Genomic DNA, 26,572 nt, shown 5'->3' on the forward strand with positions numbered 1-26,572 from the left:
TCATGCCCTCCCCCGCGCCGTTGCGTCGCCATCCGCAGCAGGAACGCTCGCGTCGCATGGTCGAGCGGATCCTCGAGGCGGCGCACGAGGTGCTGCTCGTCGAGGGGCACGACGCCGCCTCGACGAACCGGATCGCGCGCCGCGCCGGCATCAGCCCCGGTTCTCTCTACCAGTACTTCGACGGCAAGGAGGCGATCGTCGACGCCGTCGTCGCCCGGTACTCCGACGACCTCGCAGCCCGTGTCGCCGCAGCCTTCACGACCAACCTCGGCGCCCGCGGCGAGACCGTCGCCCACGACAGCGTGGCCGCCTTGCTCGCCGCCCTCGAGGCCGACGCCGAGATGCTCCGCGTCGTGACCGAGCAGCTCCCGTTGGCACACCACCGCGAACGACTGGTCGCACTGCGCGACCAGGTCACCCAGCTCGTCGCCACCTACCTCGCCGCGCAGCGTCCGACGCGAGCCGTGGAGCCCGAGACGGCCGCGTGGCTGCTCGTGCGGACCGTGGAACAGCTGACCGTCCGCTACGTGCTGGACGCGCCGTCGATCGCTCGCGAGGTGTTCGTGTCCGAGCTGACGCACCTCGTGCTCGCGCACCTCGAGCCACGGCGGACCTGAGCCCTACTCGGCCCCGCTCTCGTTCGGGGCGCGCCAGGACCGCTCGAACGGCAGCCGCCACGCCTTGGGCGCGATGAGCTGGTGCACGGAGTTCGGTCCCCACGTGCCCGGCGGGTAGGGCCGCAGCGGGGGCGGGTCGTCGAGCAGCGGCTGCGAGACCTCCCACAGCCGCTCGATGCCCTCGGCCGTGGTGAACAGCGTCCGCTCGCCCTTCATCGCGTCGAGGATCAGCCGCTCGTAGGCCTCGAGCACCTGTCCCGCCCGGTCGGTGTCCTGCATCGCGAACTGCATCGACAGCTTGTCCAGGCGCATCCCGGGCCCAGGACGCTTGCCGTAGAACGACAACGACATCCGCGAGGAGTCCGCGAGGTCGAAGGTCAGGTGGTCCGGACCGGACAGGCCCACGCCGGAGCCGCTCGGGAACATCGACTTCGGTGGCTCGCGGAAGGCGATCGAGATGATCCGCGCGCCCTCGGCCATCTGCTTGCCGGTGCGCAGGTAGAACGGCACCCCCGCCCACCGCCAGTTGTCGATGTGCGCCTCGAGCGCCACGAAGGTCTCCGTCTCCGACTCGGGGCTGACGCCGGGCTCGTCCCGGTAGCCCTGGTACTGGCCCCGGACGACGTCGACCGGGTCGAGTGGGAGCATGGAGCGGAAGACCTTGTTCTTCTCCTCGCTGATCGACTCCGAGTCCAGCGACGTGGGCGGCTCCATCGCCATGAACGCGAGGATCTGGAACAGGTGCGTGACCACCATGTCCTTGAACGCCCCCGTGCCCTCGTAGAACCCCGAACGTCCCTCCACCGACAGCGTCTCCGGCACGTCGATCTGGACGTGGTCGATGAAGGTGCGGTTCCAGATCGGTTCGAACAAGCCGTTGGCGAAGCGGAAGGCGAGGATGTTGAGCGCCGCCTCCTTGCCGAGGAAGTGGTCGATGCGGAAGATCTGCTGCTCGTCGAAGACCTCGTGGATCGCGGAGTTGAGCGCGATCGACGACGCGAGGTCGGTCCCGAACGGCTTCTCCATGATGATGCGGGAGCGGTCGACGAGGTCGGCGTCGCGCAGGGTCGAGACGACGTCCAGCGCGGCCGCCGGCGGGACGCTCAGGTAGTGCAGCCGGCGCGCGTCGCCACCGAGCTGAGCCTCGAGCTCGGCGGCCACCGCGGCGAGCCGGTCCGGACCGGCTCCGACGTTCACGTAGTGCAGCTTCGGCGCGAAGTCCTCCCACTCGGCCTCCGGCACCGGCCGTCCGAACTCGCGGCAGGCCTCCTGGGCGAAGGTGCGGAAGGAATCGTCGTCGAGGTCGTCCATCGAGACCCCGATGATGCGCGAGTCCGCGACCAGGTTGGTGCGCAGCAGGTGCAGGATGCCCGGGAGGAGCTTGCGACGTGCGAGATCGCCCGTCGCGCCGAACAGGACGATGAGATGCGGCTCGCTCATGGTCCGAGGCTAGACCCGTCGTGTCGCGCCCTGGTGAACCCTGAGGTGACCTCGGGCTCGGACCGAACGGCGCCGGCAAGTCCACGACCCTGCGCGTCCTCGCCGGCCTCACCCCCGCCGACGCCGGCACCGCGACCATCGGTGGTCGGACTCAGCACCGCGGAGTCCCGCCGCCGCGTCCGGCAGTACTCCCTCGGGATGCGTCAACGCCTCAGGCTGGCCGCGGCGCTCCTCGCGCGTCGTCATCGGACAGGGTCGGGTCGTCGCGAGCGGCACGACCGAGTCGCTGCTGACCGCGAGCGGCACGATCGCGCGCACGAGCGACGCCGCACCTCTTCACCGAGCTCTCGACGCCACCGTCGCCCACCGTGCCGGCGTCCTGCTGACCGAGCTGGGAGCAGACCTTCGAGACGCCCGGTCATGCTCGCCACGACGGTCCTCGCGCAGGTGCTGTCCGTAGCGGTCGGGTTCGTGCTCGGCCTGGTGATGCGCCAGTCGGCCGCGGGTCTCGTGGGGTACTTCGTGTTCGCGTTCGTGCTGCCGCCGATCAGCCAGTTGCTGACCGCCACGCAGGAATGGTTCGCCGACGCGCCGGGCTGGGTCGACTTCACCTTCACACCGACGGCCGGACGGACGACGCGCACCCATGCCGGCCCAGTCGAGTCCGGCTCGGGGTTCGCGGGCCCGCGGCGTGCTCCCGCGCACCCGGACCTGCCCGAGCAGGACGTCCTCAGATGAGCCGGCGGTCGCTCGCCCACTTCGTCAGCTCGTGACGACTCGAGAGCTGGAGCTTGCGCAGGACGCTCGAGACGTGCGTCTCGACGGTCTTGATCGAGATGAACAGCTCCTTGGCGACCTCCTTGTAGGCGTAGCCGCGGGCGATGAGGCGCATCACCTCCCGCTCGCGCTCGGTGAGCCGGTCGAGGTCCTCGTCGACCTGGGCCACCTCGATCGTCCCGGCGAACGCGTCGAGGACGAACCCCGCGAGCCGTGGGCTGAAGACGGCGTCGCCGCCGGCGACCCGGGCGACGGCGTCGACGAGCTCGGGCCCGGAGATGCTCTTGGTGACGTACCCGCGAGCGCCGGCGCGGATGATCCCGATGACGTCCTCGGCGGCGTCGCTGACCGACAGGGCGAGGAAGGTGGTGGCCGGCCCGCGTCGGGCGATGCGACGCATCACCTCCGCTCCCCCTCCCCCGGGCATGTGCACGTCGAGCAGGACGACGTCGGGCTCGGCGTCGGTGATCGCCGAGACCGCCGACTCGACGTCCTCGGCCTCGGCCGCGACGACGATTCCGGCGCGCTCGATCTCGGCACGCACCCCCGTGCGGAACATGGCGTGGTCGTCGACGACCACCACGCGCAGGCTGGCGCCGGAGCGGTCGAGGGGCTCGTTCATCGGGTCTCCTGCGGAGGGGCGGCGGCTGGGTGAGGGTGCTCGCGCCGGACCGGCACGGACATCCGCACCTCAGTGCCCTCGCCGGGCGCGCTCACGACCCGTGCGCGGCCACCGTGACGTTCGAGCCGGGCGACGATGGACCCGCGCAGGCCCATCCTGTCGTCGGCGACGCGGTCGGGGTCGAACCCGACGCCGCGGTCACGCACGAAGACCTCGACCTCGCGGCCGTCGGTCTCGGCGTAGACGTCGATCCGGTCGACCCGGGCGTGGTTGGCAGCGTTCACGACGGCCTCCCGGGTGGCACGAACGATCGCCGCCACGTCGGGGTCGAGCGCGACGTCGCCGACGACCACGAGCTCGACCACGACGCGGTGCAGCTGCTCGACCTCGTCGGCGACCGAGCGCAGGGCGGCACCGAGCGACTCCCCCGGATCGGTCTCGTCGCCGTAGAGCCACGACCGCAGCTCGCGCTCCTGCCGCCGGGCGAGGGTGGCGACGGCCGCGGGGTCGGCGGCGTTCTTCTGCAGCATCGCCAGGGTCTGCAGGACCGAGTCGTGCAGGTGGGCGGCGACGTCGGCCCGTTCCTGCGACCGGATCCGCTCGCGCCGCTCCGCGCCGAGGTCGGTGACGAGCGAGATGATCCACGGCCCGAGGATGAGCAGCAGACCGATTAGCGCGACGGCCAGCGCGGCGCCGAGGTCCCGAATCGCGCCGAGGCCGCGCTCCTGCGTCAGCAGGTAGAGCCCGGCGACGCCGACGAGCACGACGCCGCCGGTGACGCGCGCGACGAAGCCCCAGCCGCGCGTCTGGCGCAGCCACGACGCCCACGTGGCGTCGTCGATCTGACGCCACACGAGCGCCACCCCGACGACGCCCACGAGCAGCGGCAGCAGCACCGTCCCGGACGGCCCGAGGCCCGTGACGGCGAGCAGCACCAGGACGCCGAGCCCGACCGCCAGCATCGCCGCGGCCTGCACGACCTCCACGGCGCGGGGGCGGGACCCGGGTCGCGCCTCGCGACGGGTCGCCGCGTCCAGGCCGGGGTTGAGGTCGGGGGTGCGCAGGGGGAGGAAGCGCCACAGGGCGAGGTAGGCCACCACGCCCGCGCCGTTGAACCACGTCCCGACGACGAACGCGGCGCGCACCCACAGGACCGGCACGCCGAGGTGCTCGGCCACGCCGGTGGCGACGCCGCCGACGAGCCGGTGCTCGGCCGGTCGGTACGCACGTCGGGTCTGGCTCACGCCACGATCGTCACACGTCGGGTGCGACCGCCGCCACGGAGACGACCCTCGCCGGACCCCGAGTCCCCTCGGGGTCGGTTCAGGGGCACACCCGATGGTCCGGGGTCGATCGCCCGACGACGATGGAGCCATGAACGACACCACTGGCACGAGCGAGGAACGCGACCGGTTCGAACCCGGCCGGGCCCGCACCCTCGCCGACGTCCGACGCCCCCGCGAGGACCGGCTGGTCGCCGGCGTGGGCACCGGCATCGGACGGCACCTCGGGATCGACCCCGTCATCGTGCGGGTCGTCCTGGCGGTGCTGTGCCTCGCCGGGCTGGCGGGGCTGATCCTCTACGCGGCCGCCTGGCTGCTGCTGCCGGCCGAGGACGCCGAGCGCAGCATCGTCGGCGACTGGTTCGACCTCCGCGAGAACGAGCGCCAGGTGCGGACCACCGGCCTGCTCGTCGCGGGTGTCCTCGCCCTTCTGGCGATCGTCGGCGACACGAGCCTCGGCTGGTTCTTCTGGCCGCTCGCCTTCGTCGCCTTCTGGCTCGGTGTCCCGGTCGCCCTCGCCTACTGGCTGCTCGTGGTGCGACCGCGTCGACGCCGGGAGACCGCGCAACCCGAGAACACCCGGCCCGAGAACACCTGGACCGAGACGACCCAGCCCGAGACGACCCAGGAGCTCGCCATGCCCACCGCACCCCCTGTCGACGCGTGGTCGCCGCCCACCCATGCGCCCCCTCCCCCGCGTCCCCGACGACCCTTCTCGTGGGCCCTGACCGTGCTGACGCTCTCGATCGCGGCGATCGCCGTCGCGCTGCTGTCCCTCCTCGGACCGACCGAGGACCTGCGGTGGACGGCCTACGTCGCCCTGGCCCTCGCGGTCGCCGGCGCCGGCCTCCTGATCGGTACCGTCGTCGGCAACGCCGGGCCCCTGATCCCCGTCGGCCTGCTGCTCGCTGCCGCACTCGTGGTCGGTTCGTTGGTGCCGTCGCTACGCGCCGGTGACCCGACGTGGGCCCCCGTCACGGCGGCCGACGTCCAGGACGAGTACCGGCTCGGGATGGGCCTGCTGACCCTCGACCTGACCGACGTCGAGGACCCCGCCGCCCTCGAGGGACGCACCGTCGAGCTCACCCACGGACTCGGCGAGACGCTCGTCGTCGTTCCCGAGGGTCTGGACGTGGCGCTCGAGGCCGACCTCCTGGCCGGCAACGTCGACTTCCTCGGCGAGCAGGAGAACGGCACCTTCGTCGACGTCGACCGACGCTCGGTCCGCACGGGTCCCGTGCTGACCCTGCAGGTCGACCAGTCGATGGGCCAGGTCAGGGTGGTCCGGCGATGAGCCGCCATCCCGCCCGGTGGGGCAGTGCCCTCTGCGGCCTGACGTTCCTCACCGTCGCCGCTGCGTGGGCGGTGCTCGAGCTGGACCTCGCCGACGTCGACGGTGCCGGAGTCGCAGTCGCCGTGGCCCTCATCGTGCTCGGCGTCGTCGGCATCGCCGCCACCGTGGTGATCGCCCGGCGGCCCACGCTGCCTGCGACGCCTGCGGGTGAGAGGCTCGAGGAGGACGACCACCCGACCCGGACCGACCGTCCCACCGACCTGGAGGAAGGACAGCGATGACGACGCTTCGACGCAGCGCCGATGCCCGGTGGATCGCGGGGGTGTGCGGCGGCATCGCCCTCGCCTACGTCATCGCCTGGATCGTCATGCCCGACACCCGCACGAACCCCTGAGGAGGACCCATGGCCAAGAAGCTCGCACGCAGCACCGAGGACAAGTGGATCGCCGGCATCTGCGGAGGGATCGCCGACTACACCGGTCTCGACGCCAACCTCGTCCGTCTGGCGGTGGTCGTGCTGACGCTCGTCGGTGTCGGCTCCGTCATCGTGATCTACCTGCTGGCGTGGATCATCATGCCGACGGCGACGCCACCCGGTTCGCAGACCATCGCGCACGAGCCGCCACCGCCGTCCGTGTGACGTCGGCGAACACGCCGTCCACGCCGGCCTCGAGGAACGCGAGACACTCGCCCTCGGCGTCGCCGTGGGCGGCGCGGTCGTCTCCGACGCGGTGGTCCAGCGGCAGGAAGTTGTTCTCGTCGCGGATCGTCCATGCGTGCACGAGCAGGCCCGCCTCGTGGGCGCGCTCGACGAGCCCGGTCGGGCCGGTGAGGCGGTGGTCGTCGTCGCGGCCGATGACGAGACTCTTGTTCGGGCCGATGCCGTCGGCGTAGGTGGCGATGTCCGCGAGAGCGGCGTCGGTGGTGAGGTCGGCGTAGGTGCGAGGGTCGCCGGCGACGTGCAGGTCCCACGGCGACCCGGCGCGGTCGAGGAGCTGGACGATGGTCGCGGCGGTCCGTGACCGCAGGTGACGCAGGTTCGCCGTCTCCATCGACTGGATCGTCACCGGGACGTCGGAGTCGGCCGCCCCGTCGGTCCCGCAGCGCTCGAGCGTCGCCAGCAGGAGGTCGTCGAGGTCCAGACCGATGCTCGCGAAGTACGAGGGGTGCTTGGTCTCGGGGTAGACCCCCACCGTCCGGTCCGCGGCCCGGGCGATCTCGACCACCTCCTCCAGGGTGAGGATCCCGGCCGTGCCGTCGAGCCGGAGGTTGTGCTCGCGCAGCTGCGGCAGGCGCTCGCGGCAGCGCAACGTCCGCAGCTCCTCGAGCGTGAAGTCCTCGGTGAACCACCCTGCGAAGGCCACCCCGTCGATCACCTTGACGGTGCGGCGGTCCGCGAACCGTGCGTGCTGGGCGACGTCGGTGGTGTGGCCGATCTCGTTCTCGTGGCGGACCACGAGAACGCCGTCGCGCGTCGCGACGACGTCCGGCTCGATGACGTCCGCGCCCTGCTCGATCGCGAGCAGGAAGGAGTCGCGGGTGTGCTCCAGGCGCTCGCCAGGGACACCCCGATGGGCGATCACGACCGGCTCGACCATGCATCGAGTGAACCAGGCGCACCCCACGGACCGCGGGAGGCGTGCCCGACGCCGGGACGTGTCCTACGACGCCCTGACCACGCGCACGGCGCCGTCGCGACGGGGGTCGGCTGCCGCCTCGACGTCGAAGCCGTCGGGCCCCCGCCGCAGGAGCGTCGCCCCGACGCCTCCGAAGTACATCGACGGCTCCTCCTCGCGCTTGACCACCTCGTCGGTCCGCCCCGCCCGGTGCACGTGCACTCGCGGGTGGTCGACGGCCTCCTGCAGGCCCAGGCCACCGGCAGCGAAGCCGGCGAGCACCTGGGCCACCGCCGTCGAGATGCGGTCCGCGCCGGGCGACCCGATCGCCAGAGCCGCCCCGTCCTCGTGGTGGCCGACGGTCGGTGCCATGTTCGACAGCAGGCGCGTCCCCGGCGGCAGTCCGTGCAGGCCCGCCGGGTTGAGCTCCTGCTCACCCAGGCAGTTGTTGAGCCAGATGCCGGTGCCCGCGGCGATCATGCCGGACCCGTAGCCGGAGGAGACGGTCACCGCGCAGGCCGCGCCGTCGGAGTCGGTGGTGGACACGTGCGCCGTCGAGCCCGAGGAGTGCCCGAGCAGCGCTCCGGGTCGGTCGGAGACCAGCCGCAGCAGCGCCGCGGCGTCCGCCTCCAGGTCGTCGCTGTGGTCGAGGACGTCGAGCCGGTGCCCGAGGACCGCCCGCTGCACCTGCACGAGGTGCTCGACGTCGTCGTCGGACCACCGACCGTCGACCACCGAGCGCGGGTGACCGTCGAGCAGCCGCAGCATCGCCGCCACGCACACCCCACCCACCGCCGGTGGCGGGTTCGTGCCCAGCGTCCACGGCCCGACCCGAGCCTGCAGCGCCGGACGGACCACCGGACGGTACGCGGCGAGGTCGTCGAGACCGAGCAGGCCGCCGCGGCCCGTCACGTCGTCGGCGATCAGCCGGGCCAGGTCACCGGTGTGCAGTGCCGAGGCGCCCTCCGCCGCGATGCGCTCCAGCGACGCCGCCAGGTCGGGCACCACCACCACGCCCGAGGTGACCACCGACTCGTGTCCTGGACGCGGGTCGTGCACGGCGGCGCTGCTGGCCGGGTCCCAGCCGAAGATGTCCTCGTGGACGTAGCGCAGGTAGTAGCGCGACGCCGACCCCAGCGCGAACCCGCCGCGCGCGACGCCGATGGCCGGAGCCACCAGCTCGGACCACGGCACCGAGCCCCAGCGCCGGTGCGCCTCCTCCAGCCCCGCCACCGCGCCGTGCGCAGCGACCGACCCCGGCCCGATCGTCACCCTCACCCCGCCGCCGTAGTCGGTCACCACGTCCCAGGTGGAGGGGGGACCGGACCGTGGTGTCGTGACGGCTCTGCCCGGCATGTCCATCCACCCGTCGACCGTGACCGGCGCCGACCCGTCCGGCGGCTGCACGGTCACGAAACCGCCGGAGCTGAGCGAGACGATGCCCACCTCGTTGACCATCGTCACGAGGACTGCGGCCACGGCGGCGTCGACCGCGTTCCCGCCGAGACCGGCGACCGCCTCCCCCGCATCGGCCGCGGCCTCGTTGGGTGCGGCGATGGCGACGTCGGGCATGGCGGGCAGGCTACTCCCCGCGGTCGTCGAGGGCGTCGAGCGCCTCGGTGTCCGTGCCGTTCTCGAACCGGTGCCCCGAGATGACCGCCGCGCGGGCGATCGCCATGCCGCCGATCGCCGACGTCGCCAGCTGCAGCACGATCGCGACCGCCCCCTTGACGACGTTGGCCGTCGACGGGTCGATCATCACGATGCCGATCACGATCAGTGAGACGCCGACGCCCGCCGCCGTCGCGACGGCCGACGCCCGCGTGTAGGGGTCGAACAACGAGACGAGTCCGATGGCGGCGATGACGAAGACCAGGGCCCCGACGACGACGAGGACGTTGCCGATGATGTCGAGCACGCTCATCGCCACCCTCGCGTCAACGCACGCGCCAGGGAGACCGCGGCGAGGAAGGCGACCAACGTCGCCACGAGCACGAGGTCGAGCGTCGCCGTGCTCGCCGCCCGCACGCCCAGCAGGCCGATCAGCGCGACCACCGAGAACGACAGCAGGTCGCCCGCGACGACCCGGTCCGCCGGTGTCGGTCCGGCGAGGATCCGCCAGGCCGAGATGAGCAGGGCGATGATGGCGCCACCGATCGCGACGTCGACGCCGATCATCGGTCGGCTCCCGGTCGCTGGACACCGAGTCCGTGGAGCATGCGGTCCTCCATGTCGTGCAGGTCGGTCAGCGCGTCCTTGGTGCTCGCGTGGTACATCGAGTGCACCAGCAGGACGCGCTGGTCGCCGTGGGTGCGGGTGCCGACCGTGAGGGTGCCGGGGGTCAGCGTGATGAGGGCGGCGATGAGGGTCAGCTCGGCGTCCGAGCGCGACCTCGCCTCCATCCGGACGACCCGCGGCGTGGCCTGCGAGCCGGGCGTGACGATGTCGAACAGCACGCGACCGCTGGAGCGCACGACCTCCAGGGCGAACCAGGCCAGGAAGACCGGGGCGTGCCACAGGGCCGGGAGCCGGCTCATCGGACGCCTCCTTCCAGGACGGCCGCCACGTAGCCGGAGGTGTCCAGCAGACCGGCCGCGGCAACCTGCGTGAGCGACAGCAGTCCCTCGGCGCCGAGGCCGAGGCCGAGGGTGACGAGGGCCAGCACCAGCCCCGGCGCCGTGAGCTTCATCCCGACCCGCTGCTCGGTGACGACACCTCCGCCGGCCGTCTCGGCGCTCGCGTCCTCGCGCGGCGCGGAGACGAACACCGCGTCCCAGATCTTCAGCATCGACAGCAGCGTCAGCAGGCTGACCACGATGGCCGTGGCGGCGACGGCCGCATGACCGGCGTCGAAGGCGGCCAGGATGATGGTCAGCTTGGCCACGAAGCCGGAGAACGGCGGCAGGCCGGCCAGGGACAGCGCGGCCATGGCGAACGCCGCCGCGAGCCACGGCTCGCGCCGGGCCACCGCCCCCACGGCGTCGAGCCGGGCCGAGCCGTGGCGCACCTCGACCGCTCCCGCGGACAGGAACAGCGACGCCTTCACGATCATGTGGTGCAGCAGGTAGAAGATGCCCGCCGCGAGCCCGGCGGCGGTGAAGATCGCGACGCCGAGCAGGATGTAGCCGATCTGGCTGACCATGTGGAACGCGAGGATCGAGCGGGTGGTGTTCTCGCCGACCGCGCCGAGCACGCCCACCACCATGGTCAGGCTGAAGGCGACCAGGCCGATCCACAGCCACCGGGTGTCGCCGTCGAAGACGACGGCGTAGATCCGGTAGATGGCGTAGATGGCGACCTTCGTGTGCAGGCCCGAGAACAAGGCCGTGACGGCCGGCGAGGTGGACGGGTAGGCGCGTGCGAGCCAGCCGTAGGCGGGGAAGCTCGCGGCCTTCATCGACAGCGCCACGAGGCAGACACCGACCGCGGCGGCGACGGCGTCGGACTCCTGCGCCGCGCCGGCGAGCTCGCCGAGGTTGACGGTCCGGGCGATGCCGTAGGTCAGGCCGACGCCGGCCAGGAAAAGCGTGGAGACGAACAGGTTGAACGTGACGTACAGGCGCGAGCCCCGCACGGACCGGTCGGTGCCCCGGCGTCGCTCGGCCAGGATCAGCAGGCCGTACGACGGCAGCAGCATGACCTCGATGAAGACGAAGAGGTTGAAGAGGTCGGCCGTGAGCAGGACGCCGTTGACGCCGGCGGTCAGAACCAGCACGAACGGCGCGAAGAGATGGATGCGCCCGGTGCCCGACACCACGGCGAACCACGTGCACACCAGCGACAGCAGCCCGGTGACGACGAGCATCAGGGAGGAGAACACGTCGGCCACGAACGGGATGGAGATGCCCGCGGGCCATCCGGCGACTCCGTGCCCGATGCTCGAGCCGTCGCGGGTCTCGGCCACGAGGACGACGGCGACGACGAGCGAGGCGATCAGCGTCGCGAACGTGAGCGGAAGGACCCATCGGGCGCCGCGCGGGGCCATGGCGACCAGTCCGGCTACCCCGAGCGGGACCCCGGCGAGCAGGGGCAGGACGGCGTCGTTCATGACGTCTCCTCCTCGGACTCCGATTCCTCACCGGTGATGGCGAGCACGAGCATGTAGACGGTGATCGAGAACGCGATCACGATGGCGGTGAGCACGAACGCCTGCGGAAGGGCGTCGGAGACGGCGCCCGGGTCGAGGTTGCTGCCGAGTGGCTCGACCCGGCGGTCCGCGCCGCCGGCGGCGAACAGCACGAGGTTGACGGCGTGGCTCAGCACGACGAAGCCGAGCACGAGGCGCAGGAAGGTGCGGTCGAGCAGCAGGTAGACGCCGCCGGCGGTCAGCACGCCGATGGTCAGGGCGAGGCTCATCGGACGGCCTCCTCGGGGTCGGTCTGGGCGTCGGCCTCGGCGGCCGGGTCGTCGTCGTCGGGTCCGCCGATCAGGGTGACGGCCGCGAGGATCACGCCGAAGACGGCGAGGTAGACGCCGAGGTCGAATATCAGGGCGCTGGAGAGCTTGATGCCGAACGGGTCCAGGTCGATGGGCCGCAGGTAGGAGCCCTCGACGAACCCGATGAGCCCGACGGCTGCCGAGAGCAGGACGCCGGCGCCGGCGATGACCAGGTACGGCAGACGCCGCTGCGTCCAGCGGTCCGACGGCGCGGCGAGGTAGATCAGGCAGACCGCGGCGGCGCCGATCAGCGCGGAGATGAACCCTCCGCCGGGCGCGTCGTGGCCGCGGTAGAGGGCGAACGCGGAGCCGAAGACCATCAGCGGGACGACGACCTTGGCGAGGGTCTTGAGGAAGACGGCGTTGAGGACCGGGTCGTCGAGGGCGGTGTGCTTAATCTCCGGTGGCTTCGAGCCGACCCGACCGCGTGCGGAGAGCAGCGCGGCCATGGCGAGACCGGCGATCGCGAGCACCACCAGCTCGCCGAAGGTGTCGAGCGCACGGAAGTCGACGAGGATCGTGTTGACCACGTTGCTGCCGCCGGTCTCGTTCTCGGCCTCGCGCAGGTAGTACTCGCCCGCGGGGGTGATCCCCTCGGCGCCGGTGAGCACGAGGGTGGCGATGGTGGCGGCCACGCCTGCGGTGATGGCGGCGACACCGGAGGCGATGCGGTGGCCCGTCCGTCGCGCGGCGAAGGTGCGTGGGAGTCGGCGCAGGACCATGACGATGATGACGACGGTGAGGATCTCCACGAGAAGCTGGGTGAGGGCCACGTCCGCAGCGCCGAGCACGTAGTACCAGAGCGCGACGGCGAAGCCTGTGATGCCGACGGCGATCACCGCACCGAGGCGCGTGGCCGAGGCGACCGCGACGATGGTGCCCACGATGATCACGAGCAGGAGCGCCTTGTCGACCGGACGGTCGACGTCGGGCCGCAGCGAGTCCGGCGCCACCACGGCGAGCGACGCCAGACCGACCAGGGCGACGAGCCCGATGGGGACGGCCAGGTGGGCCGCGGGGGCGTCGTAGCGGGTGAGGTCGCCGACGCGGCGGCCGCCGGTGATGACCGAGGTGCGGAGCCACTCCACGGCGCCGACGCCGGTGCCGGGGAACAGGGGCCGGTCGAGGGCGCGGTCCAGGCGTCGGCGCTGGACCACGAGCACGACGCCGACCGCGATGATCGCGAGGGAGATCACCAGCGGGACGTTGACGCCATGCCAGAGCGCGAGGTCGTTGATCTCCGACTCCGGCACCGCGCCGGCGGCGGCCGCGGCGGGCCGGATGAGGGCGTCGATCACCGGGACGCCGGCACCGAGGACGATGCCGGCTGCGGCACTCGCGCCCATCGCGACAGCCATCGAGACGGTGCCGCGCACCGGGCGCAGCTCCATCGGCTCCCCACCGATGCTGTCGACGACGACCCGGGCGCTGTAGGCCACCGTGAACACGGCGGCGAGCGAGATGCCGACGATGGCGAGGAGCGCGATGCCGACGCCGGCCTCGACCGCGTCGAAGGAGGAGGAGAGGACGAGCTCCTTGCTCACGAAGCCCAAGAGCGGTGGGATGCCGGCCATGCTGAGCATCGCCGCGGCGACGACGGCCGTGGTCCACGGCATCGCCTTGCCCAGCCCGTGGAGCTCGCGGATGTCGCGGGTCCCGGACCGCCGCTCGACGAGGCCGACGTACATGAACCCGGCGGACTTGAACAGCGCGTGCGCCGCGACGTGCAGGCAGGCGGCGAGCATCGCGTACTCGCCGCCGACGCCGATGATCGCGACGAGCAGGCCGAGCTGGCTGACCGTCGAGTAGGCCATCAGCTCCTTGACGTCGGTGCGCTGCAGGGCGAAGACGCCGCCCATGATCGTCGTGATGACGCCCACGGTGACCAGCAGGACCGGCCAGACGTCGGCGTGGGAGGCGGCGTCGGCGAAGCGCAGCAGCAGGTAGATGCCGGCCTTGACCATCGCGGCGGCGTGCAGGTACGCGCTGACCGGCGCCGGGGCGACCATCGCGTCGGGCAGCCAGGCGTGGAAGGGGAACTGCGCCGACTTCGTGAACGCGGCGACCGCGACGAGGACGGCGACTGCGGTGGCGAACGCCGGCTGGTCGGTCCATGCGTCGTCGGTGAGCGCCACCGACAGCTGGGTGGTGCCCGTGGTGACGATGACGAGCGAGACCGCGGCCAGCAGGCTGAGCCCGCCGCCGGCGGTGACGAGCAGCGTGCGCGTGGCCGGGGGCCGGGCGTTCGGGCCGGAGCGCAGGATGAGCAGGTAGGAGCAGAGGGTGGTGAACTCCCACGCCACGAACATGACGACGAGGTCGTCGGCGAGCACGAGCACGAGCATCGACGCCGCGAACAGGATCATCAGCGTGTAGAAGCTGGTGGGGCGCTTCTCGGTGACGTAGGCGGCGCTGTAGAGCATGACGAGGGCGCCGATACCGAGGACGATGACGCCGAACAGCAGGCCCAGGCCGTCGAGGCGCAGGCGCAGGGACACGTCGATCGCCGAGATCCAGGGGACGCTCTGCTCCAGGTTCGGCGTCCGCGCCCAGACCGCGACCAGCCAGCCGGTGAGGCCGGCGAGGGCCACGGCCATGACCCACCCGGTGCGGGTGCCGGCGAGTCGCACGATGATCGGCGTGAGCGCGACCAGCGCACCGGCAACGGCGACCAGGGCGATGAGACTCATGCTGCCTCTCGGTGAGGAGTGTTCACGGACGGGTAAGTGCGAGGGGTCGACGGACCGGCGCCGACCAGGCTTCCCGGCTCACCGGGTGGGAGTCTATCGAGAGGCACCGCACGCTGCCGGCTCACTCCCACTCGATGGTCCCCGGGGGCTTGCTGGTGATGTCCAGGACGACCCGGTTGACCTCCTCGACCTCGTTGGTGATGCGGGTGGAGATCCGCTCGAGGACGTCGTAGGGCAGGCGGCTCCAGTCGGCGGTCATCGCGTCCTCGCTGGAGACCGGACGCAGCACGATCGGGTGGCCGTAGGTGCGGCCGTCGCCCTGGACGCCGACGGAGTGCACGTCGGCGAGCAGCACGACGGGGAACTGCCAGATCTCGGTGTCGAGGCCGGCGCGGGTGGTCTCCTCGCGCACGATGGCGTCGGCGCGGCGCAGGATCGCCAGCCGTTCCGGCGTGACCTCGCCGATGATCCGGATGGCCAGGCCGGGCCCCGGGAACGGGTGCCGGCCGACGATCGCCTCGGGGATCGCGAGCTGTCGACCCACCTCGCGCACCTCGTCCTTGAACAGGGTGCGCAGCGGCTCGACGAGGGAGAACTCCAGGTCCTCCGGGAGTCCGCCGACGTTGTGATGGCTCTTGATGTTGGCTGCGCCCTCTCCCCCGCCGGACTCGACGACGTCGGGGTACAGCGTGCCCTGCACGAGGAACTTCACCGGCGGACCGGGGGTGGCGAGCACCTCGCGCTCGGCGGCCTCGAAGACTCGGATGAACTCGCGCCCGATGATCTTGCGCTTGGTCTCGGGGTCCGTGACCCCGGCGAGGTGCCCGAGGAACTGGTCGACGGCGTCGACGACCTTCAGGTCGACGCCGGTGGCCTCGACGTAGTCGCGCTCGACCTGCTCGGCCTCGCCCTCGCGCAGCAGCCCGTGGTCGACGAACACGGCGGTGAGCCGGTCGCCCACGGCACGCTGCACGAGCGCCGTGGACACCGCGGAGTCGACGCCTCCGGACAGGGCGGAGATGACGCGCGCGTCGCCGACCTGCTCGCGGATCCGCTCGACCTGCTCCTCGACGATGTTCACGCTCGTCCAGGTGCGGCGGCAGCCGGCGATGTCGACGAGGAACCGCTCGAGCACGTCCTGTCCGTGCTCCGAGTGCATCACCTCGGGGTGCCACTGGACGCCGGCAAGACGGCGCTCGACGTCCTCGAACGCGGCGACGGTGGCGCGGGGCGAGCGGGCGTTGACGGTGAAGCCCTCGGGCGCGCCGACGACCTCGTCGCCGTGGGACATCCACGACACGAGCGAGCCGGGCAGCCCGTCCAGCAGCGTCCCGGGCTCGACCACCTCGACGCCGGTGCGGCCGTACTCGCGCTGGCCCGTGCGCGCCACGTCCCCGCCGAGCGCCGCTGCCATCGCCATGAAGCCGTAGCAGATGCCGAAGACCGGCACGGTCCCGTCGACGAGCGAGGGGTCGAGACGCGGCGCGTCGGGCGTGTAGACCGACGCCGGACCACCGGAGAGGATGATCGCCTTGGGGTCGCGGGCGAGCATCTCCTCCACGGGCATGGAGTGCGGGACGATCTCGGAGTAGACGCTCGCCTCGCGCACGCGCCGCGCGATCAGCTGGGCGTACTGGGCTCCGAAGTCGACGACGAGGACGAGGTCATGGTCAGGCGTCACGGAACTCATCGTATCGGCGAGAAAATTCTTCCAGGACGCGCGTAACCCCCTCAGAACGGCGTCGTTGAACCAGTCAGATCTAACCCACTCCCTCCCGTTAGATCCTGTGCCCGCTCCCAGTGGCACACAACAGGACCCGGCCCGTGAACTCCCTCCCGGCCGGGTCCTGTGCTGTCCGCTAGGTTTCCCCTGATGACCGTCCTCGAGATCGCCCTGATCGTCGCCACCGGCACGCTCGGTGCCGGCCTGGTCACGGTGACCGTCCTGTGGCTGGTGGCCCGGCGGCGGGTCCGGGCCCTCCAGAGACGCATCGGGCAGCTGCAGGGTTCGCACCGGCGGCGGCGTCTCGTCCCGACCCCGACGCAGGCCGTCCGTGGAGCTGTCGGCGCGGCGATCATGGTCAAGGACCACGGCCTCGGCGAGGTGCTGCGAGGCTCGGTGGCCGAGCTGGCCAACTGGGCCGACGTCGAGCGACCCGACCTGGTGCGCATCGCCGCCGCCGACGGGTCGGTGACCATCATGTTCTCCGACATCGCGGACTCCACCCAGCTCAACCACGACCTCGGCGACCGCGCCTGGGTGCAGCTGCTCGCCAAGCACGACCGCATCGTGACGCGGGCGGTCGAGCGGCACGGAGGTCACGTCGTCAAGACGCAGGGTGACGGCTTCATGGTCGCCTTCGGCAGTCCGGCCGAGGCGGTGCGGGCCGCGGTGGAGGTCCAGGAGCAGGTGGCGGGTGTCGGGCCGCGCTCGCGCCTGTCCGACGTCCGGGTGCGCATCGGTGCCCACCGTGGCTCGGCCGTCCACCGCGACAACGACCTCTTCGGTCGCAACGTCGCCATGGCCGCACGAGTGGCCGCGCAGGCCGACGGCGGGGAGATCCTCGTCAGCTCAGCGGTCGCCGAACGGCTCGACGACGACGAGTTCACCCTCCTCGAACCTCGGACGGTCGCCCTGAAGGGCATCCCCGGGGAGCACGCCGTGCACCCCGTCGACTGGACGACGTCCGTCAGCTGATCCCGACGATCGGCAGTCTCAGCGCACCAGGGGCGTCGTCGGGGACGACCGGGTTCTTCGGCGCGATCGGCTCGAGTCGGCGGTACTCCTGCCCGAGGGACGGCCGCACGTCGGTCTCGCCCTTGTTGGGCCACAGCGCCATCGCACGCTCGGCCTGCGCCGTGATGGTCAGCGACGGGTTCACGCCGAGGTTCGCGCTGATGGACGAGCCGTCGACGACGTGCAGCCCCTCGTAGCCGTAGAGGCGCTGGTACGGGTCGATCACGCCGGTCTGGGGCGAGTCGCCGATGGCCGCGCCGCCCATGAAGTGCGCGGTCAGCGGGACGTTGAACGGCTCGCCGATGGAACCGCCCGGTGTGCCCCCCATGTGCTCGGCCATGTGCTGGACGGCACGGTGCCCGGGCTCGATGAACGCCGGGTTGGGTGCCCCGTGGCCCTGCTTGGACGTCAGGCGACGACCGAACAGACCGCGCTTGGTGTAGGTGGTGATCGAGTTGTCGTGCGTCTGCATGACGAGCGCTATGATGGTGCGCTCGGACCAGTGCCGCAGGTCGTACAACTTGAAGACGTTGAGCTTCTGCTTCCAGATCTCCTGGAGCCACAGCCGCCACCGCGGCGTCGGCTGGCTGCCGTCGGTGAGGACGGTCTGCAGCAGCGACATCGCGTTGGAGCCCCTGCCGTAGCGGCACGGCTCGATGTGCGTGTGCTCGTCAGGGTGGAAGCTCGACGTGATCGCGACGCCCTCGGAGTAGTCGACGTCCTTGCCGTCGGCGATCGCCCCGAGCAGGGCCTCGGAGTTGGTGCGGGTGAGGACGCCGAGGCGGTCGGAGACCTCCGGCAGCACGCCGGCGTCCTTCATCTTGTGCAGCAGCTTCTGCGTGCCCATCGTGCTGGCAGAGAAGACGACCTGCTCGGCGGTGAGGGTGCGTCGACGACGGAACCGCTTGTTGGTGCGGCGGTACTCGACCTCGTAGCCTCCGCCCGGCAGCGGTCGCACCGCCGTGGCGGTGGTGAGCGGGTGCACCACGGCACCGTTGTTCTCGGCGAGGTAGAGGTAGTTCTTGACGAGGGTGTTCTTGGCGTTGTGGCGGCACCCAGTCATGCACTCGCCGCAGTTGAGGCAGGCGTTGCGGTCGGGGCCGGCGCCGCCGAAGAACGGGTCGGCGACCTTCTCGCCCGGGTCGCCGAACAGCACACCGACCGGCGTGTGGTGGAACGTCCCCTCGACGCCCATGTCCGTGGCCACCTGCTTCATGATGCGGTCCGCGGGCGTCTCCATCGGGTAGGTGGTGACCCCGAGCATCCGCTTGGCCTGGTCGTAGTAGGGCGCGAGCTCGGACTTCCAGTCCGTGATGTGACCCCAGGAGGGGTCCTTGTAGAACGGGTCGAGGGGCTCGTAGAGGGTGTTGGCGTACACCAGGGAGCCACCGCCGACGCCCGCGCCGGACAGGATGAGGACGTCCTTGAGCTTGTCGATGCGCTGGATGCCGTAGCAGCCGAGCTGCGGCAGCCACAGGAACGTGCGCAGGCGCCAGGAGGTCTTGGCGAAGTCCTCGTCGCGGAAGCGCTTGCCTGCCTCGAGGACGGCGACGTCGTAGCCCTTCTCCACCAGGCGCAGTGCGGAGACGCTCCCGCCGAAGCCGGAGCCGATGATGATGACGTCGTGGTCGAACTGGGTCATCGTGATCTCCTCAGGCACGGGGGGTGCGTCGCAGGGCCTTGAGGCCGACGGTCATGAGACGGGAGTACAGCTTGGCGCTGACGAACGACGGGCCACCGACGGGCAGCGCCCGCTGCACGGCGACCGACTGCGGCTCGGTGTAGCGCAGCAGGCCCTCGTGGCCCTGGCGGCGGCCGACGCCGGAGGAGCGCATGCCGCCCATGGGGGCGTCGACGCTGCCGAACGTGGCCGAGAAGCCCTCGTTGATGTTGACCGTGCCGGCCTTGATGCGCGGGGCGATGCGACGGGCCTCGGCGACCGGACCGAAGATCGAGGCGTTCAGGCCGTAGTCGCCGCCGTTGGCGAGGGCGACGGCCTCCTCGACGGTGCCGTAGCGGTACAGGGAGACGAGGGGGCCGAAGGTCTCCTCGGCGAAGCACTCGGCGGCCTCGGTGACCCCCTCCAGCACCGTCGGCTCGTAGAAGAACGGGCCGAGGTCGGGTCGGGCGCGACCGCCGGTGAGGACGGTGGCGCCGTTGGCGACGGCGTCGTCGACGTGCTTGGTGACGGTCTCGACCTGCGCCTGGCTGATGAGCGAGCCCATGTCGGTGTCCGAGTCCAGCGACGCCCCGATGCTGATGGCCTGCACCCGGCGCACGAACGCGTCGCGGAACTGCTCGTACACGGAGTCGTGCACGTAGAGCCGCTCGATGGAGACGCACAGCTGACCGGCGGAGGAGAAGGCGCCGGTGACGGCGCCGGCGGCGGCGCGCTCGACGTCGGCGCCGGGCAGGACGATCATCGGGTTCTTGCCGCCGAGCTCGAGGGAGTAGTTGACGAGCCGCTCGGCGGCCTGCTTGGCGACGGTCGTGCCGGTGGCGGTGGATCCGGTGAAGCAGATGTAGTCGGCGCGCTCGATGATCGCGGTGCCCACGACGGAGCCGGGGCCGCTGACCACCTGCCACACGTCGGCGGGGACGCCCGCGCGGCGCAGGAGCTCGACGCCGGCGAGGGCGATCAGCGGGCTCTGGCTGTCGGGCTTGAGGACGACGGCGTTGCCGGCTGCGAGGGCGGGCAGGCCGTCGGACAGGGCCATCGTGAGGGGGTAGTTCCAGGGGCTGATGATGCCGACGACGCCCTTGGGGACCTGGTTGACGTGCACGCTCGTGAGGCCGGGCAGGACACCGTTGCGGCGGCTGGGGCGGACCTGGCGACGCAGCCGGCGTGCGTAGTAGCGCGCCGTGAGGGCGAGGTGGGCCACCTCGTCGAACGCGTGGGCGCGGGACTTGCCGGACTCGACCTGGATCAGGTCGAGCAGCTCGTCGGTGTGCTCGAGCACGAGGTCGTGCAGGCGGAGCAGCGCCTGCGAGCGGGAGGAGACGGGGGTGCGGGCCCACCGCTCCTGGGCGACGCGCGCGGTGTCGAAGGCCGTCTCGACGTCGTCGATGCTCGACAACGGGATCCTCGCGACGTCCTCGCCGGTCAGCGGGGTGATCGTCGTGCGCGTCTCCCCCGTGGTGCTGCGAATCAGGCGGGTGAGGCTGTCGATGCGGGAGGCGGGGATGACGGACGCGACGGACATGCCTTTCAGGATACCGTCGGTATGCCAGTTGTACAGGTGCTGTGCGCATCCTCTCGGCAGTCGGACGAGGACCGTCGTAGCGTCGAGTCATGGTCCGACCGCTGCAGGACGTCGCCCGGGACGCGAGGACGCTGGCCCGCGCCGTGCGCACGCTGGATCCCGCCAGCGCGAGCGCCGGAGCGACCGTCCTGGCCTACGACGCCGTGCTGGCCGAGCTGTGCGCGATGCTCGAGATCCCCGAGCGCCTGGAGGCCGAGCGTCGCCGCGGCGAGGCCCTGGCCGAACGGGCGCGGGTCGAGGCGCTGGTGGAGGCGGCGGGCGTCGACCTCACCTGACTCAGGAGACGACGACCTCGACGCGCTGGAACTCCTTGAGCTCGGTGTAGCCGGTGGTGGCCATCGCGCGCCGCAGGGCTCCGATGAGGTTCATCGTGCCGTCGGGGACGGACGAAGGGCCGAACAGCAGCGACTCCAGCGAGCCGGACGTGCCGAACTCGACGCGCTGTCCGCGGGGCAGCTCCGCGTGCCAGGCCTCGGCGCCCCAGTGGAAGCCGCGCCCGGGGGCCTCGGTGGCGCGCGCGAAGGGCGAGCCGAGCATGACGGCGTCGGCGCCGCAGGCGATGGCCTTGGCGATGTCGCCGCTGCGGCCGATGGACCCGTCGGCGATGACGTGGACGTAGCGGCCGCCGGACTCGTCGAGGTAGTCCCGGCGGGCCGCGGCGACGTCGGCCACCGCGGAGGCCATCGGGACGGCGACGCCGAGGACGGAGCGGGTGGTGTGCGCCGCTCCCCCGCCGAAGCCGACGAGCACGCCGGCGGCGCCGGTGCGCATGAGGTGCAGCGCAGCCTGGTAGGTGGCGCACCCGCCGACGATGACGGGCACGTCGAGCTCGTAGATGAACTCCTTGAGGTTCAACGGCTCGGTCTGTCCGGAGACGTGCTCGGCGGAGACGGTGGTGCCGCGGATGACGAAGAGGTCGACTCCGGCGGCGACGACGACGTCGGCGAACTGCTTGGTGCGCTGCGGGGAGAGCGCTCCGGCGACGGTGACGCCGGCGTCGCGGATCTGCTGCAGGCGTGCGGTGATGAGCTCGGGCTTGATGGGCTCGGCGTAGATCTCCTGCATGCGGGCGTTGGCCGACGACGGGTCGAGCCCGGCGATCTCGGCGAGCAGCGTCTCGGGCTCCTCGTAGCGGGTCCACAGTCCCTCGAGGTCGAGGACACCGAGGCCACCGTGCCGGCCGAGGGCGATGACGGTCTCGGGGCTCATGACCGAGTCCATCGGGGCGGCGATCACCGGCAGCTCGAAGCGGTAGGCGTCGATCTGCCAGGCGGTGGAGACCTCCTCGGGGTCGCGCGTGCGCCGGCTCGGCACGATCGCGATGTCGTCGAAGGAGTACGCCCGCCGGCCGCGCTTGGCGGTCCCGATCTCGATCTCAGCCATGGCGACACCCTACGGGCAGAGGGCGCTCCGCCGCGGTCCCGGTCTGGGGCGTGCTCAGCCCTTCAGGCGGCGACGGTGCGTCCGGTGGGCAGGATCCATCGCAGGACGTCGTGGCCCTTCATGGAGTGGTGTCTCCTGCACAGTGCCCACATGTTGTCCCCGTTGGTGGGGCCGGTGGGCCAGGGTTCTCGGTGGTCGAGGTCGCATCTCTCCGCCGGGACTCGACATCCGGGTGCGCGGCAGACGCCGTCCCTGAACCTGATGGCCTTCGCCAGGGTTTCGGGGGCGAATCTGCCGACGTAGTCGTGAGCCAGCGTGTTCCCGTGGACGGGGTCGGTGATGATGCGGTGCCAGAAGGTGTCGTCGGGGTCGAGGTCGTCGAGGATCCACGACGTCGGGGCGGACCATTCGCCATCACTGGATCCGGCGTGCCCATCGATGAGTCCGGTGAGGACGTCCGCCTCGATGGTGACGGCGATGTCGCCGGTGACGGTGGGGAGGTCGGTGGTCTCGCCGTGGGTGAGCCAGGAGACGAACAGGTCGGCGGTCCGCTGCGGCAACGTGCGATCGTCCTCGTCGTCGACGGGGATGCGGGCGGCGCGGTCGAGGCGCTTCATCACCGCCGCTGCCTGGTGGGACGGCAGGTAGGCCGAGAGCCAGGACATGCCGTCCTCGAGGTGGTGCAGGGCGACGTAGCGCTGTTCGCGGGCCTTCTCTGCTCGTTCGAGTGCTTCGTCGGGTTCGACGCGGGTGACGAACCGTTTGATCCAGGAACGCAGCTCAGCAGTGGTGTGGGTGGTGGCGTAGGCGAGCACGGTCTCGTCGAGCCGCTGCCAGGACTCTTCGCGCTCCAACCGATCGAGCCCGGCGGAGATCTCCCGAACCCGGGCGGCATCGATGACACCGTCGCAGAACGCCGCCCAGCAGGCGGGGGCGTGGGCGACCATCCGGTCTGCGATCGCGAGCCGCGACCAGACCTGGTTCTCCGAGAGGCCCATCGCCTGACCGATCGACATCGGGATCGCCGAGCGCTCCACGAGCTGACGCATCGAGCCGTCGAGCCGACTGATGCGGGCCTCCTCGGCGTCGCGGAACGCGAGCATCGAGCAGTACTGAACTGCCTCGGCCCGCGCCACCGCGCGAGTGGCCGCGGTCATGGCCTCCTCGCTCGTGCTCTCCCCGATGTCCATGAATCAAACATACGCTCGACCACCGACAGTCGGTTTCGGAGAGTCCGCGGTGTCCGGGCGTGGCCTTGATGCGCGCGGACCAGCGCCTTCGGCGCGGTCCGCGCTACGCCCCCGAGCACTCCGTGCAGGGGGGACCCCCAGACCACCGGGGGTCAGATCGTCTCCTCGGCCAGTTCCTTCAGCGTGAGGAGCTGGCGGCGGGCCATGACGAGGTCGCCGGCACTCAGCAGGTCGAGCAGGGGGCGGCGGCCGCGGGCGAGCATCACGAACACGAGCCGAGATCCACCCCTGGGGCGCTCGGTCAGCGGGTAGGTCATCACCGCACCGATCAACGAGACCGTCAGCTCGCGCGGCGGGTCGACGGCCTCGACGCGGCCGATCGGACGACCCCGGAACGCCGTGTACGGGTCACCGACGTCCGGCTCCGGCAGGTCGCGCAGGGTCCGGGGCGAGCGTCGTCCGCCGTTGTCGATCCAGTCATAGGAGTACGGCGCGAGGCGCAGCTGCCGGACCCACCGCCACAGCACGTCGACCGGCGCGTCGACGTCGACCCCGCGCAGCACCCGCATCGGCGCGTCCGGCAGGAGCTCGTCGCAGCCGTAGCGTCGCCGAATGTCCCGCTCGTCGACGCCCCAGCGGTCAGCCAGCACGAGGGGTCAGCGACGGCCCGAGTAGTTGGGCGCCTCGACGACCATCTGGACGTCGTGCGGGTGGCTCTCCTTGAGCCCTGCGGTCGTGATGCGCGTGAACCGGCCGAGCTCCTGCAGCTCGGGGATGGTCGGCGAGCCGACGTAGAACATCGACTGGTGCAACCCGCCGACGAGCTGGTGGACGACCGCCCCCAGCGGGCCGCGGTAGGCCACCTGGCCCTCGATGCCCTCGGGGACGATCTTGTCGTCGCTGGCGACGTCGGCCTGGAAGTAGCGGTCCTTGGAGTAGGACTTCTTGCCGCGCGAGGCCATGGCGCCGATGGAGCCCATGCCGCGGTAGGTCTTGTACTGCTTGCCGTTCACGAAGATCAGCTCGCCGGGGCTCTCCTCGCAGCCCGCGAGCAGCGACCCGACCATGACGGTGTCGGCGCCGGCGACGAGCGCCTTGGCGATGTCGCCGGAGTACTGCAGGCCGCCGTCGGCGATGACGGGGACGCCGGCCGGCTTGGCCGCCAGCGACGCCTCGTACACGGCCGAGACCTGCGGCACGCCGACGCCCGCGACGACACGCGTGGTGCAGATGGAACCGGGCCCGACGCCGACCTTGACGGCGTCGACGCCGGCGTCGACGAGCGCCTGGGCACCGGCGCGGGTGGCGACGTTGCCGCCGATGACCTGGATGCCGTCGAAGACCTTGTCGGCCTTGATGCGGCGGATCATGTCCAGCAGCAGGCGGGCGTGGCCGTGGGCGGTGTCGACGACGAGCACGTCGACACCGGCCTCGCGCAGTGCGTTGGCGCGCTCCCAGGAGTCGCCGAAGAAGCCGACGGCGGCGCCGACGAGGAGTCGACCCTCGGCGTCCTTGCTGGCCATCGGGTACTGCTCGGACTTGACGAAGTCCTTGACGGTGATGAGGCCGGTGAGCTTGCCGTCCTCGTCGATGATCGGGAGGCGCTCGCGCTTGTGCTGGCGCAGCAGGGCCGAGGCGTCCTCGCGGCTGATGCCGACGGGACCGGCGACCAGGGGCATCGGGGTCATGACGTCGGCGACGAGGGTGTTCGACCACTCCGCGACGGGCGTGAAGCGCAGGTCGCGGTTGGTGATGATGCCGAGCAGGGTGTCGTCGGGGTCGACGACGGGCAGACCGGAGACGCGGTACTCGCCGCAGATCTCGTCGAGCTCCTCCAGCGTCGCCTTGGGGCCGATGGTGACCGGGTTGGGGATCATGCCGGTCTGGGTGCGCTTGACGAGGTCGACCTGGTAGCTCTGGTCGTCGATGGAGAGGTTGCGGTGCAGGATGCCGATGCCGCCCTCGCGGGCCATCGCGATCGCCATGCGCGACTCGGTGACGGTGTCCATGGCGCTGGACAGCAGCGGGATGCGCAGGGTCATCTCGCGGGTCAGTCGGGCGGTGGTGTCGACGTCACTGGGGACGACGTCGGTCTCGCCCGGCAGCAGCAGGACGTCGTCGTAGGTGAGCCCGAGGGCGGCGAACTTGTCTGGGATGCCCGGCTGGTCCATGCCTCGATCGTACGCCCGTGAGCCAGGCCACCGTCGCCCCGCGTGGGGCGTGCGGGCCGGCTGCCTGCCCGATCGGTGCCTCGGCAACCCAGAGGCGCTCGAGACGGTTGAGGAGGCACCGATCAGCGCATACCCTCCCGATCGGTGCCTGGGCAACCCGAAGGTCGGCCACAAGGTTGCAGAGACACCGATCAGCACCCGGGCCCGGGACGGCGTCAGGCGATGAGCTGCTCGCGGACGTCGTCGGGCATGAGCACACGGGCCGCGACGAGCCGCTCGACGAGGGCGACGGTGATGACCTGCGCGGCGAGGATGCCGAACAGGACGAGGACCTGCGCGGTCGCGGCCTGGACGGGTGAGCCCCCGCCGAGCATCACGCCGATGAACGCGCCGGGCAGGGTGACGAGCCCGGTGGTGCGGAGCTTGTCGAGGTCGGGGATGAGCGCCTCCGGGACCCGGTCGTGCACGACCTCGCGGATCGCCTGGGTGGGGAGCAACCCGACGGACAACCCCGCCTCGTACTGCGACGCCTCGTCGCGCAGGGCGTCGAGAGCGCGTCGGGCCGAGAGGGTGTGCGCGCTCATCGTGTTGCCGATGACGATGCCGGCGACGGGGATGATGGCGATGCCCTCCAGCGGCACCGAGCCGGTGACGAGGATGATGGCGAGCACCGGCACCAGGCCCGCACCCATCGCGAGCGCCGCCGGGCCGGCGAGGCGCACGTCGCCCACGCGGCGCGACGTCGTCAGCACGGCGACGGCGAACATCACCAGCACCAGCAGCGCGGTGAGCCACAGGCTCCCGACGACGGCACCGATGACGAGGGCGATGACGCTCAGCTGGGCCATGGCGCGGGCGGCGGCGACGAGGGCGGACCGTTCCAGTCCGTACCCCGCCCACCGGTGGACGCCGATCGCCAGCGCGAGCAGGCCCGCGAGGGCGAGCGCGACGGGCAGGCCGGGTTCGATGTCCACGGCAGAACACTAGGACGCCCGGCCGGTCCCGGCAGCCCGTCGCCCCGCGAGGCAACCCCTCGGAGAGCCCCGCGAAAG

General features: G+C 71.5%; 28 protein-coding genes. 9 read left to right on the forward strand and 19 right to left on the reverse strand.

Translation table 11 applies throughout. The annotated features are described in order from the left end of the window. The first annotated feature begins 2 nt into the window (after positions 1–2). The gene (locus ABD213_RS08815; RefSeq protein ID WP_344327061.1) at positions 3–617 is read left to right on the forward strand and encodes a TetR/AcrR family transcriptional regulator; all 615 of its coding nucleotides are present in this window, start codon (positions 3–5) and stop codon (positions 615–617) included. A gap of 3 nt (positions 618–620) precedes the next feature. Here the strand turns inward: ABD213_RS08815 and zwf are convergent, their stop codons facing one another. Further along, on the reverse strand, positions 621–2,057 hold the full coding sequence (gene zwf / locus ABD213_RS08820; protein ID WP_344327063.1) for a glucose-6-phosphate dehydrogenase: 1,437 nt from the start codon (positions 2,055–2,057) through the stop codon (positions 621–623). Positions 2,058–2,146: 89 nt separating this feature from the next. Between zwf and ABD213_RS08825 the strand changes: the two genes are divergently transcribed. Further along, positions 2,147–2,350, forward strand: a complete 204-nt coding sequence (locus tag ABD213_RS08825; RefSeq protein ID WP_344327311.1) for a hypothetical protein — start codon at positions 2,147–2,149, stop codon at positions 2,348–2,350. Positions 2,351–2,477: 127 nt separating this feature from the next. Then, positions 2,478–2,795, forward strand: a complete 318-nt coding sequence (locus ABD213_RS08830; protein WP_344327065.1) for a hypothetical protein — start codon at positions 2,478–2,480, stop codon at positions 2,793–2,795. On the opposite strand, the gene ABD213_RS08835 is transcribed toward ABD213_RS08830, so the two are convergent. Beyond that, on the reverse strand, positions 2,788–3,456 hold the full coding sequence (locus ABD213_RS08835) for a response regulator (RefSeq protein WP_344327067.1): 669 nt from the start codon (positions 3,454–3,456) through the stop codon (positions 2,788–2,790). The genes ABD213_RS08830 and ABD213_RS08835 overlap by 8 nt on opposite strands. Beyond that, positions 3,453–4,700, reverse strand: coding sequence for an ATP-binding protein (locus ABD213_RS08840; RefSeq protein ID WP_344327069.1), 1,248 nt, complete (start codon positions 4,698–4,700; stop codon positions 3,453–3,455). The genes ABD213_RS08835 and ABD213_RS08840 overlap by 4 nt, the downstream gene beginning before the upstream one ends. Positions 4,701–4,830: 130 nt before the next feature. Between ABD213_RS08840 and ABD213_RS08845 the strand changes: the two genes are divergently transcribed. From ABD213_RS08845 to ABD213_RS08860, 4 genes are read left to right on the forward strand one after another with little or no spacing between them, the layout of a single operon-like run. Next, positions 4,831–6,033 (forward strand): PspC domain-containing protein, encoded by a 1,203-nt coding sequence (locus ABD213_RS08845; RefSeq protein ID WP_344327071.1) that lies wholly within the window; start codon positions 4,831–4,833, stop codon positions 6,031–6,033. Further along, entirely contained in the window at positions 6,030–6,314 is a 285-nt protein-coding gene (locus tag ABD213_RS08850) for a hypothetical protein (protein ID WP_344327073.1), read from the forward strand. Before ABD213_RS08845 ends, ABD213_RS08850 begins: the two co-directional genes overlap by 4 nt. After that, positions 6,311–6,427 carry a PspC domain-containing protein gene (locus ABD213_RS08855; protein ID WP_344327075.1) on the forward strand — a complete coding sequence of 39 codons (117 nt, stop codon included), beginning with the start codon at positions 6,311–6,313 and terminating at the stop codon, positions 6,425–6,427. The genes ABD213_RS08850 and ABD213_RS08855 overlap by 4 nt, the downstream gene beginning before the upstream one ends. Positions 6,428–6,436: 9 nt before the next feature. Continuing rightward, positions 6,437–6,673: a PspC domain-containing protein gene (locus ABD213_RS08860; RefSeq protein WP_344327077.1), complete on the forward strand. Its 237-nt coding sequence runs from the start codon at positions 6,437–6,439 to the stop codon at positions 6,671–6,673. On the opposite strand, the gene ABD213_RS08865 is transcribed toward ABD213_RS08860, so the two are convergent. From ABD213_RS08865 to guaA, 9 genes are all read right to left on the reverse strand, one after another. After that, positions 6,606–7,631, reverse strand: coding sequence for a glycerophosphodiester phosphodiesterase family protein (locus ABD213_RS08865; RefSeq protein WP_344327079.1), 1,026 nt, complete (start codon positions 7,629–7,631; stop codon positions 6,606–6,608). The genes ABD213_RS08860 and ABD213_RS08865 overlap by 68 nt on opposite strands. Before the next feature lie 63 nt (positions 7,632–7,694). Next, a complete protein-coding gene (locus tag ABD213_RS08870; protein WP_344327082.1) occupies positions 7,695–9,221 on the reverse strand; it encodes a gamma-glutamyltransferase in 1,527 nt (508 codons plus the stop codon). Between the two features lie 10 nt (positions 9,222–9,231). Continuing rightward, on the reverse strand, positions 9,232–9,573 hold the full coding sequence (locus tag ABD213_RS08875; RefSeq protein WP_344327084.1) for a cation:proton antiporter: 342 nt from the start codon (positions 9,571–9,573) through the stop codon (positions 9,232–9,234). After that, entirely contained in the window at positions 9,570–9,827 is a 258-nt protein-coding gene (locus ABD213_RS08880) for an MrpF/PhaF family protein (RefSeq protein WP_344327086.1), read from the reverse strand. The genes ABD213_RS08875 and ABD213_RS08880 overlap by 4 nt, the downstream gene beginning before the upstream one ends. Continuing rightward, the gene (locus ABD213_RS08885; RefSeq protein ID WP_344327088.1) at positions 9,824–10,186 is read right to left on the reverse strand and encodes a Na+/H+ antiporter subunit E; all 363 of its coding nucleotides are present in this window, start codon (positions 10,184–10,186) and stop codon (positions 9,824–9,826) included. The genes ABD213_RS08880 and ABD213_RS08885 overlap by 4 nt, the downstream gene beginning before the upstream one ends. Beyond that, complete coding sequence (locus tag ABD213_RS08890) at positions 10,183–11,697, reverse strand: monovalent cation/H+ antiporter subunit D family protein (protein WP_344327091.1); 1,515 nt, start codon at positions 11,695–11,697, stop codon at positions 10,183–10,185. The genes ABD213_RS08885 and ABD213_RS08890 overlap by 4 nt, the downstream gene beginning before the upstream one ends. Further along, complete coding sequence (locus tag ABD213_RS08895) at positions 11,694–12,005, reverse strand: sodium:proton antiporter (protein ID WP_344327093.1); 312 nt, start codon at positions 12,003–12,005, stop codon at positions 11,694–11,696. Before ABD213_RS08895 ends, ABD213_RS08890 begins: the two co-directional genes overlap by 4 nt. Then, the gene (locus ABD213_RS08900; protein ID WP_344327096.1) at positions 12,002–14,776 is read right to left on the reverse strand and encodes a DUF4040 family protein; all 2,775 of its coding nucleotides are present in this window, start codon (positions 14,774–14,776) and stop codon (positions 12,002–12,004) included. The genes ABD213_RS08895 and ABD213_RS08900 overlap by 4 nt, the downstream gene beginning before the upstream one ends. Before the next feature lie 121 nt (positions 14,777–14,897). Then, on the reverse strand, positions 14,898–16,466 hold the full coding sequence (gene guaA / locus ABD213_RS08905) for a glutamine-hydrolyzing GMP synthase (RefSeq protein ID WP_425546041.1): 1,569 nt from the start codon (positions 16,464–16,466) through the stop codon (positions 14,898–14,900). A 183-nt stretch (positions 16,467–16,649) separates the two neighbouring features. Between guaA and ABD213_RS08910 the strand changes: the two genes are divergently transcribed. After that, positions 16,650–17,474: an adenylate/guanylate cyclase domain-containing protein gene (locus ABD213_RS08910; RefSeq protein WP_344327101.1), complete on the forward strand. Its 825-nt coding sequence runs from the start codon at positions 16,650–16,652 to the stop codon at positions 17,472–17,474. On the opposite strand, the gene ABD213_RS08915 is transcribed toward ABD213_RS08910, so the two are convergent. Both ABD213_RS08915 and ABD213_RS08920 read right to left on the reverse strand, forming a co-directional pair. Continuing rightward, entirely contained in the window at positions 17,467–19,155 is a 1,689-nt protein-coding gene (locus ABD213_RS08915) for a GMC oxidoreductase (RefSeq protein ID WP_425546042.1), read from the reverse strand. The two genes, ABD213_RS08910 and ABD213_RS08915, sit on opposite strands and share 8 nt — an antisense overlap. 10 nt (positions 19,156–19,165) lie before the next feature. Then, a complete protein-coding gene (locus ABD213_RS08920; RefSeq protein ID WP_344327103.1) occupies positions 19,166–20,716 on the reverse strand; it encodes a succinic semialdehyde dehydrogenase in 1,551 nt (516 codons plus the stop codon). An 89-nt stretch (positions 20,717–20,805) separates the two neighbouring features. On the opposite strand from ABD213_RS08920, the gene ABD213_RS08925 reads away from it, so the two are divergent. Continuing rightward, complete coding sequence (locus ABD213_RS08925; RefSeq protein WP_344327105.1) at positions 20,806–21,051, forward strand: hypothetical protein; 246 nt, start codon at positions 20,806–20,808, stop codon at positions 21,049–21,051. Between the two features lies 1 nt (position 21,052). Here ABD213_RS08925 and ABD213_RS08930 read toward each other — a convergent pair whose 3' ends face one another. The 5 genes from ABD213_RS08930 to ABD213_RS08950 all read right to left on the reverse strand — a co-directional run bounded on the left by ABD213_RS08930 (position 21,053) and on the right by ABD213_RS08950 (position 26,494). After that, entirely contained in the window at positions 21,053–22,159 is a 1,107-nt protein-coding gene (locus tag ABD213_RS08930; protein ID WP_344327107.1) for a GuaB3 family IMP dehydrogenase-related protein, read from the reverse strand. 62 nt (positions 22,160–22,221) lie between these two features. Then, the gene (locus ABD213_RS08935) at positions 22,222–23,349 is read right to left on the reverse strand and encodes an HNH endonuclease signature motif containing protein (RefSeq protein ID WP_344327110.1); all 1,128 of its coding nucleotides are present in this window, start codon (positions 23,347–23,349) and stop codon (positions 22,222–22,224) included. Between the two features lie 152 nt (positions 23,350–23,501). Then, complete coding sequence (locus ABD213_RS08940) at positions 23,502–23,999, reverse strand: hypothetical protein (RefSeq protein ID WP_344327112.1); 498 nt, start codon at positions 23,997–23,999, stop codon at positions 23,502–23,504. Between the two features lie 6 nt (positions 24,000–24,005). Next, entirely contained in the window at positions 24,006–25,520 is a 1,515-nt protein-coding gene (gene guaB, locus ABD213_RS08945) for an IMP dehydrogenase (protein WP_344327114.1), read from the reverse strand. A 215-nt stretch (positions 25,521–25,735) separates the two neighbouring features. Then, positions 25,736–26,494: an ABC transporter permease gene (locus ABD213_RS08950; protein ID WP_344327116.1), complete on the reverse strand. Its 759-nt coding sequence runs from the start codon at positions 26,492–26,494 to the stop codon at positions 25,736–25,738. Positions 26,495–26,572 lie beyond the last annotated feature (78 nt).

It is taken from the genome of Aeromicrobium halocynthiae, from assembly GCF_039531385.1.
In the GTDB taxonomy this organism is placed as follows: Bacteria; Actinomycetota; Actinomycetes; order Propionibacteriales; family Nocardioidaceae; genus Aeromicrobium; species Aeromicrobium halocynthiae.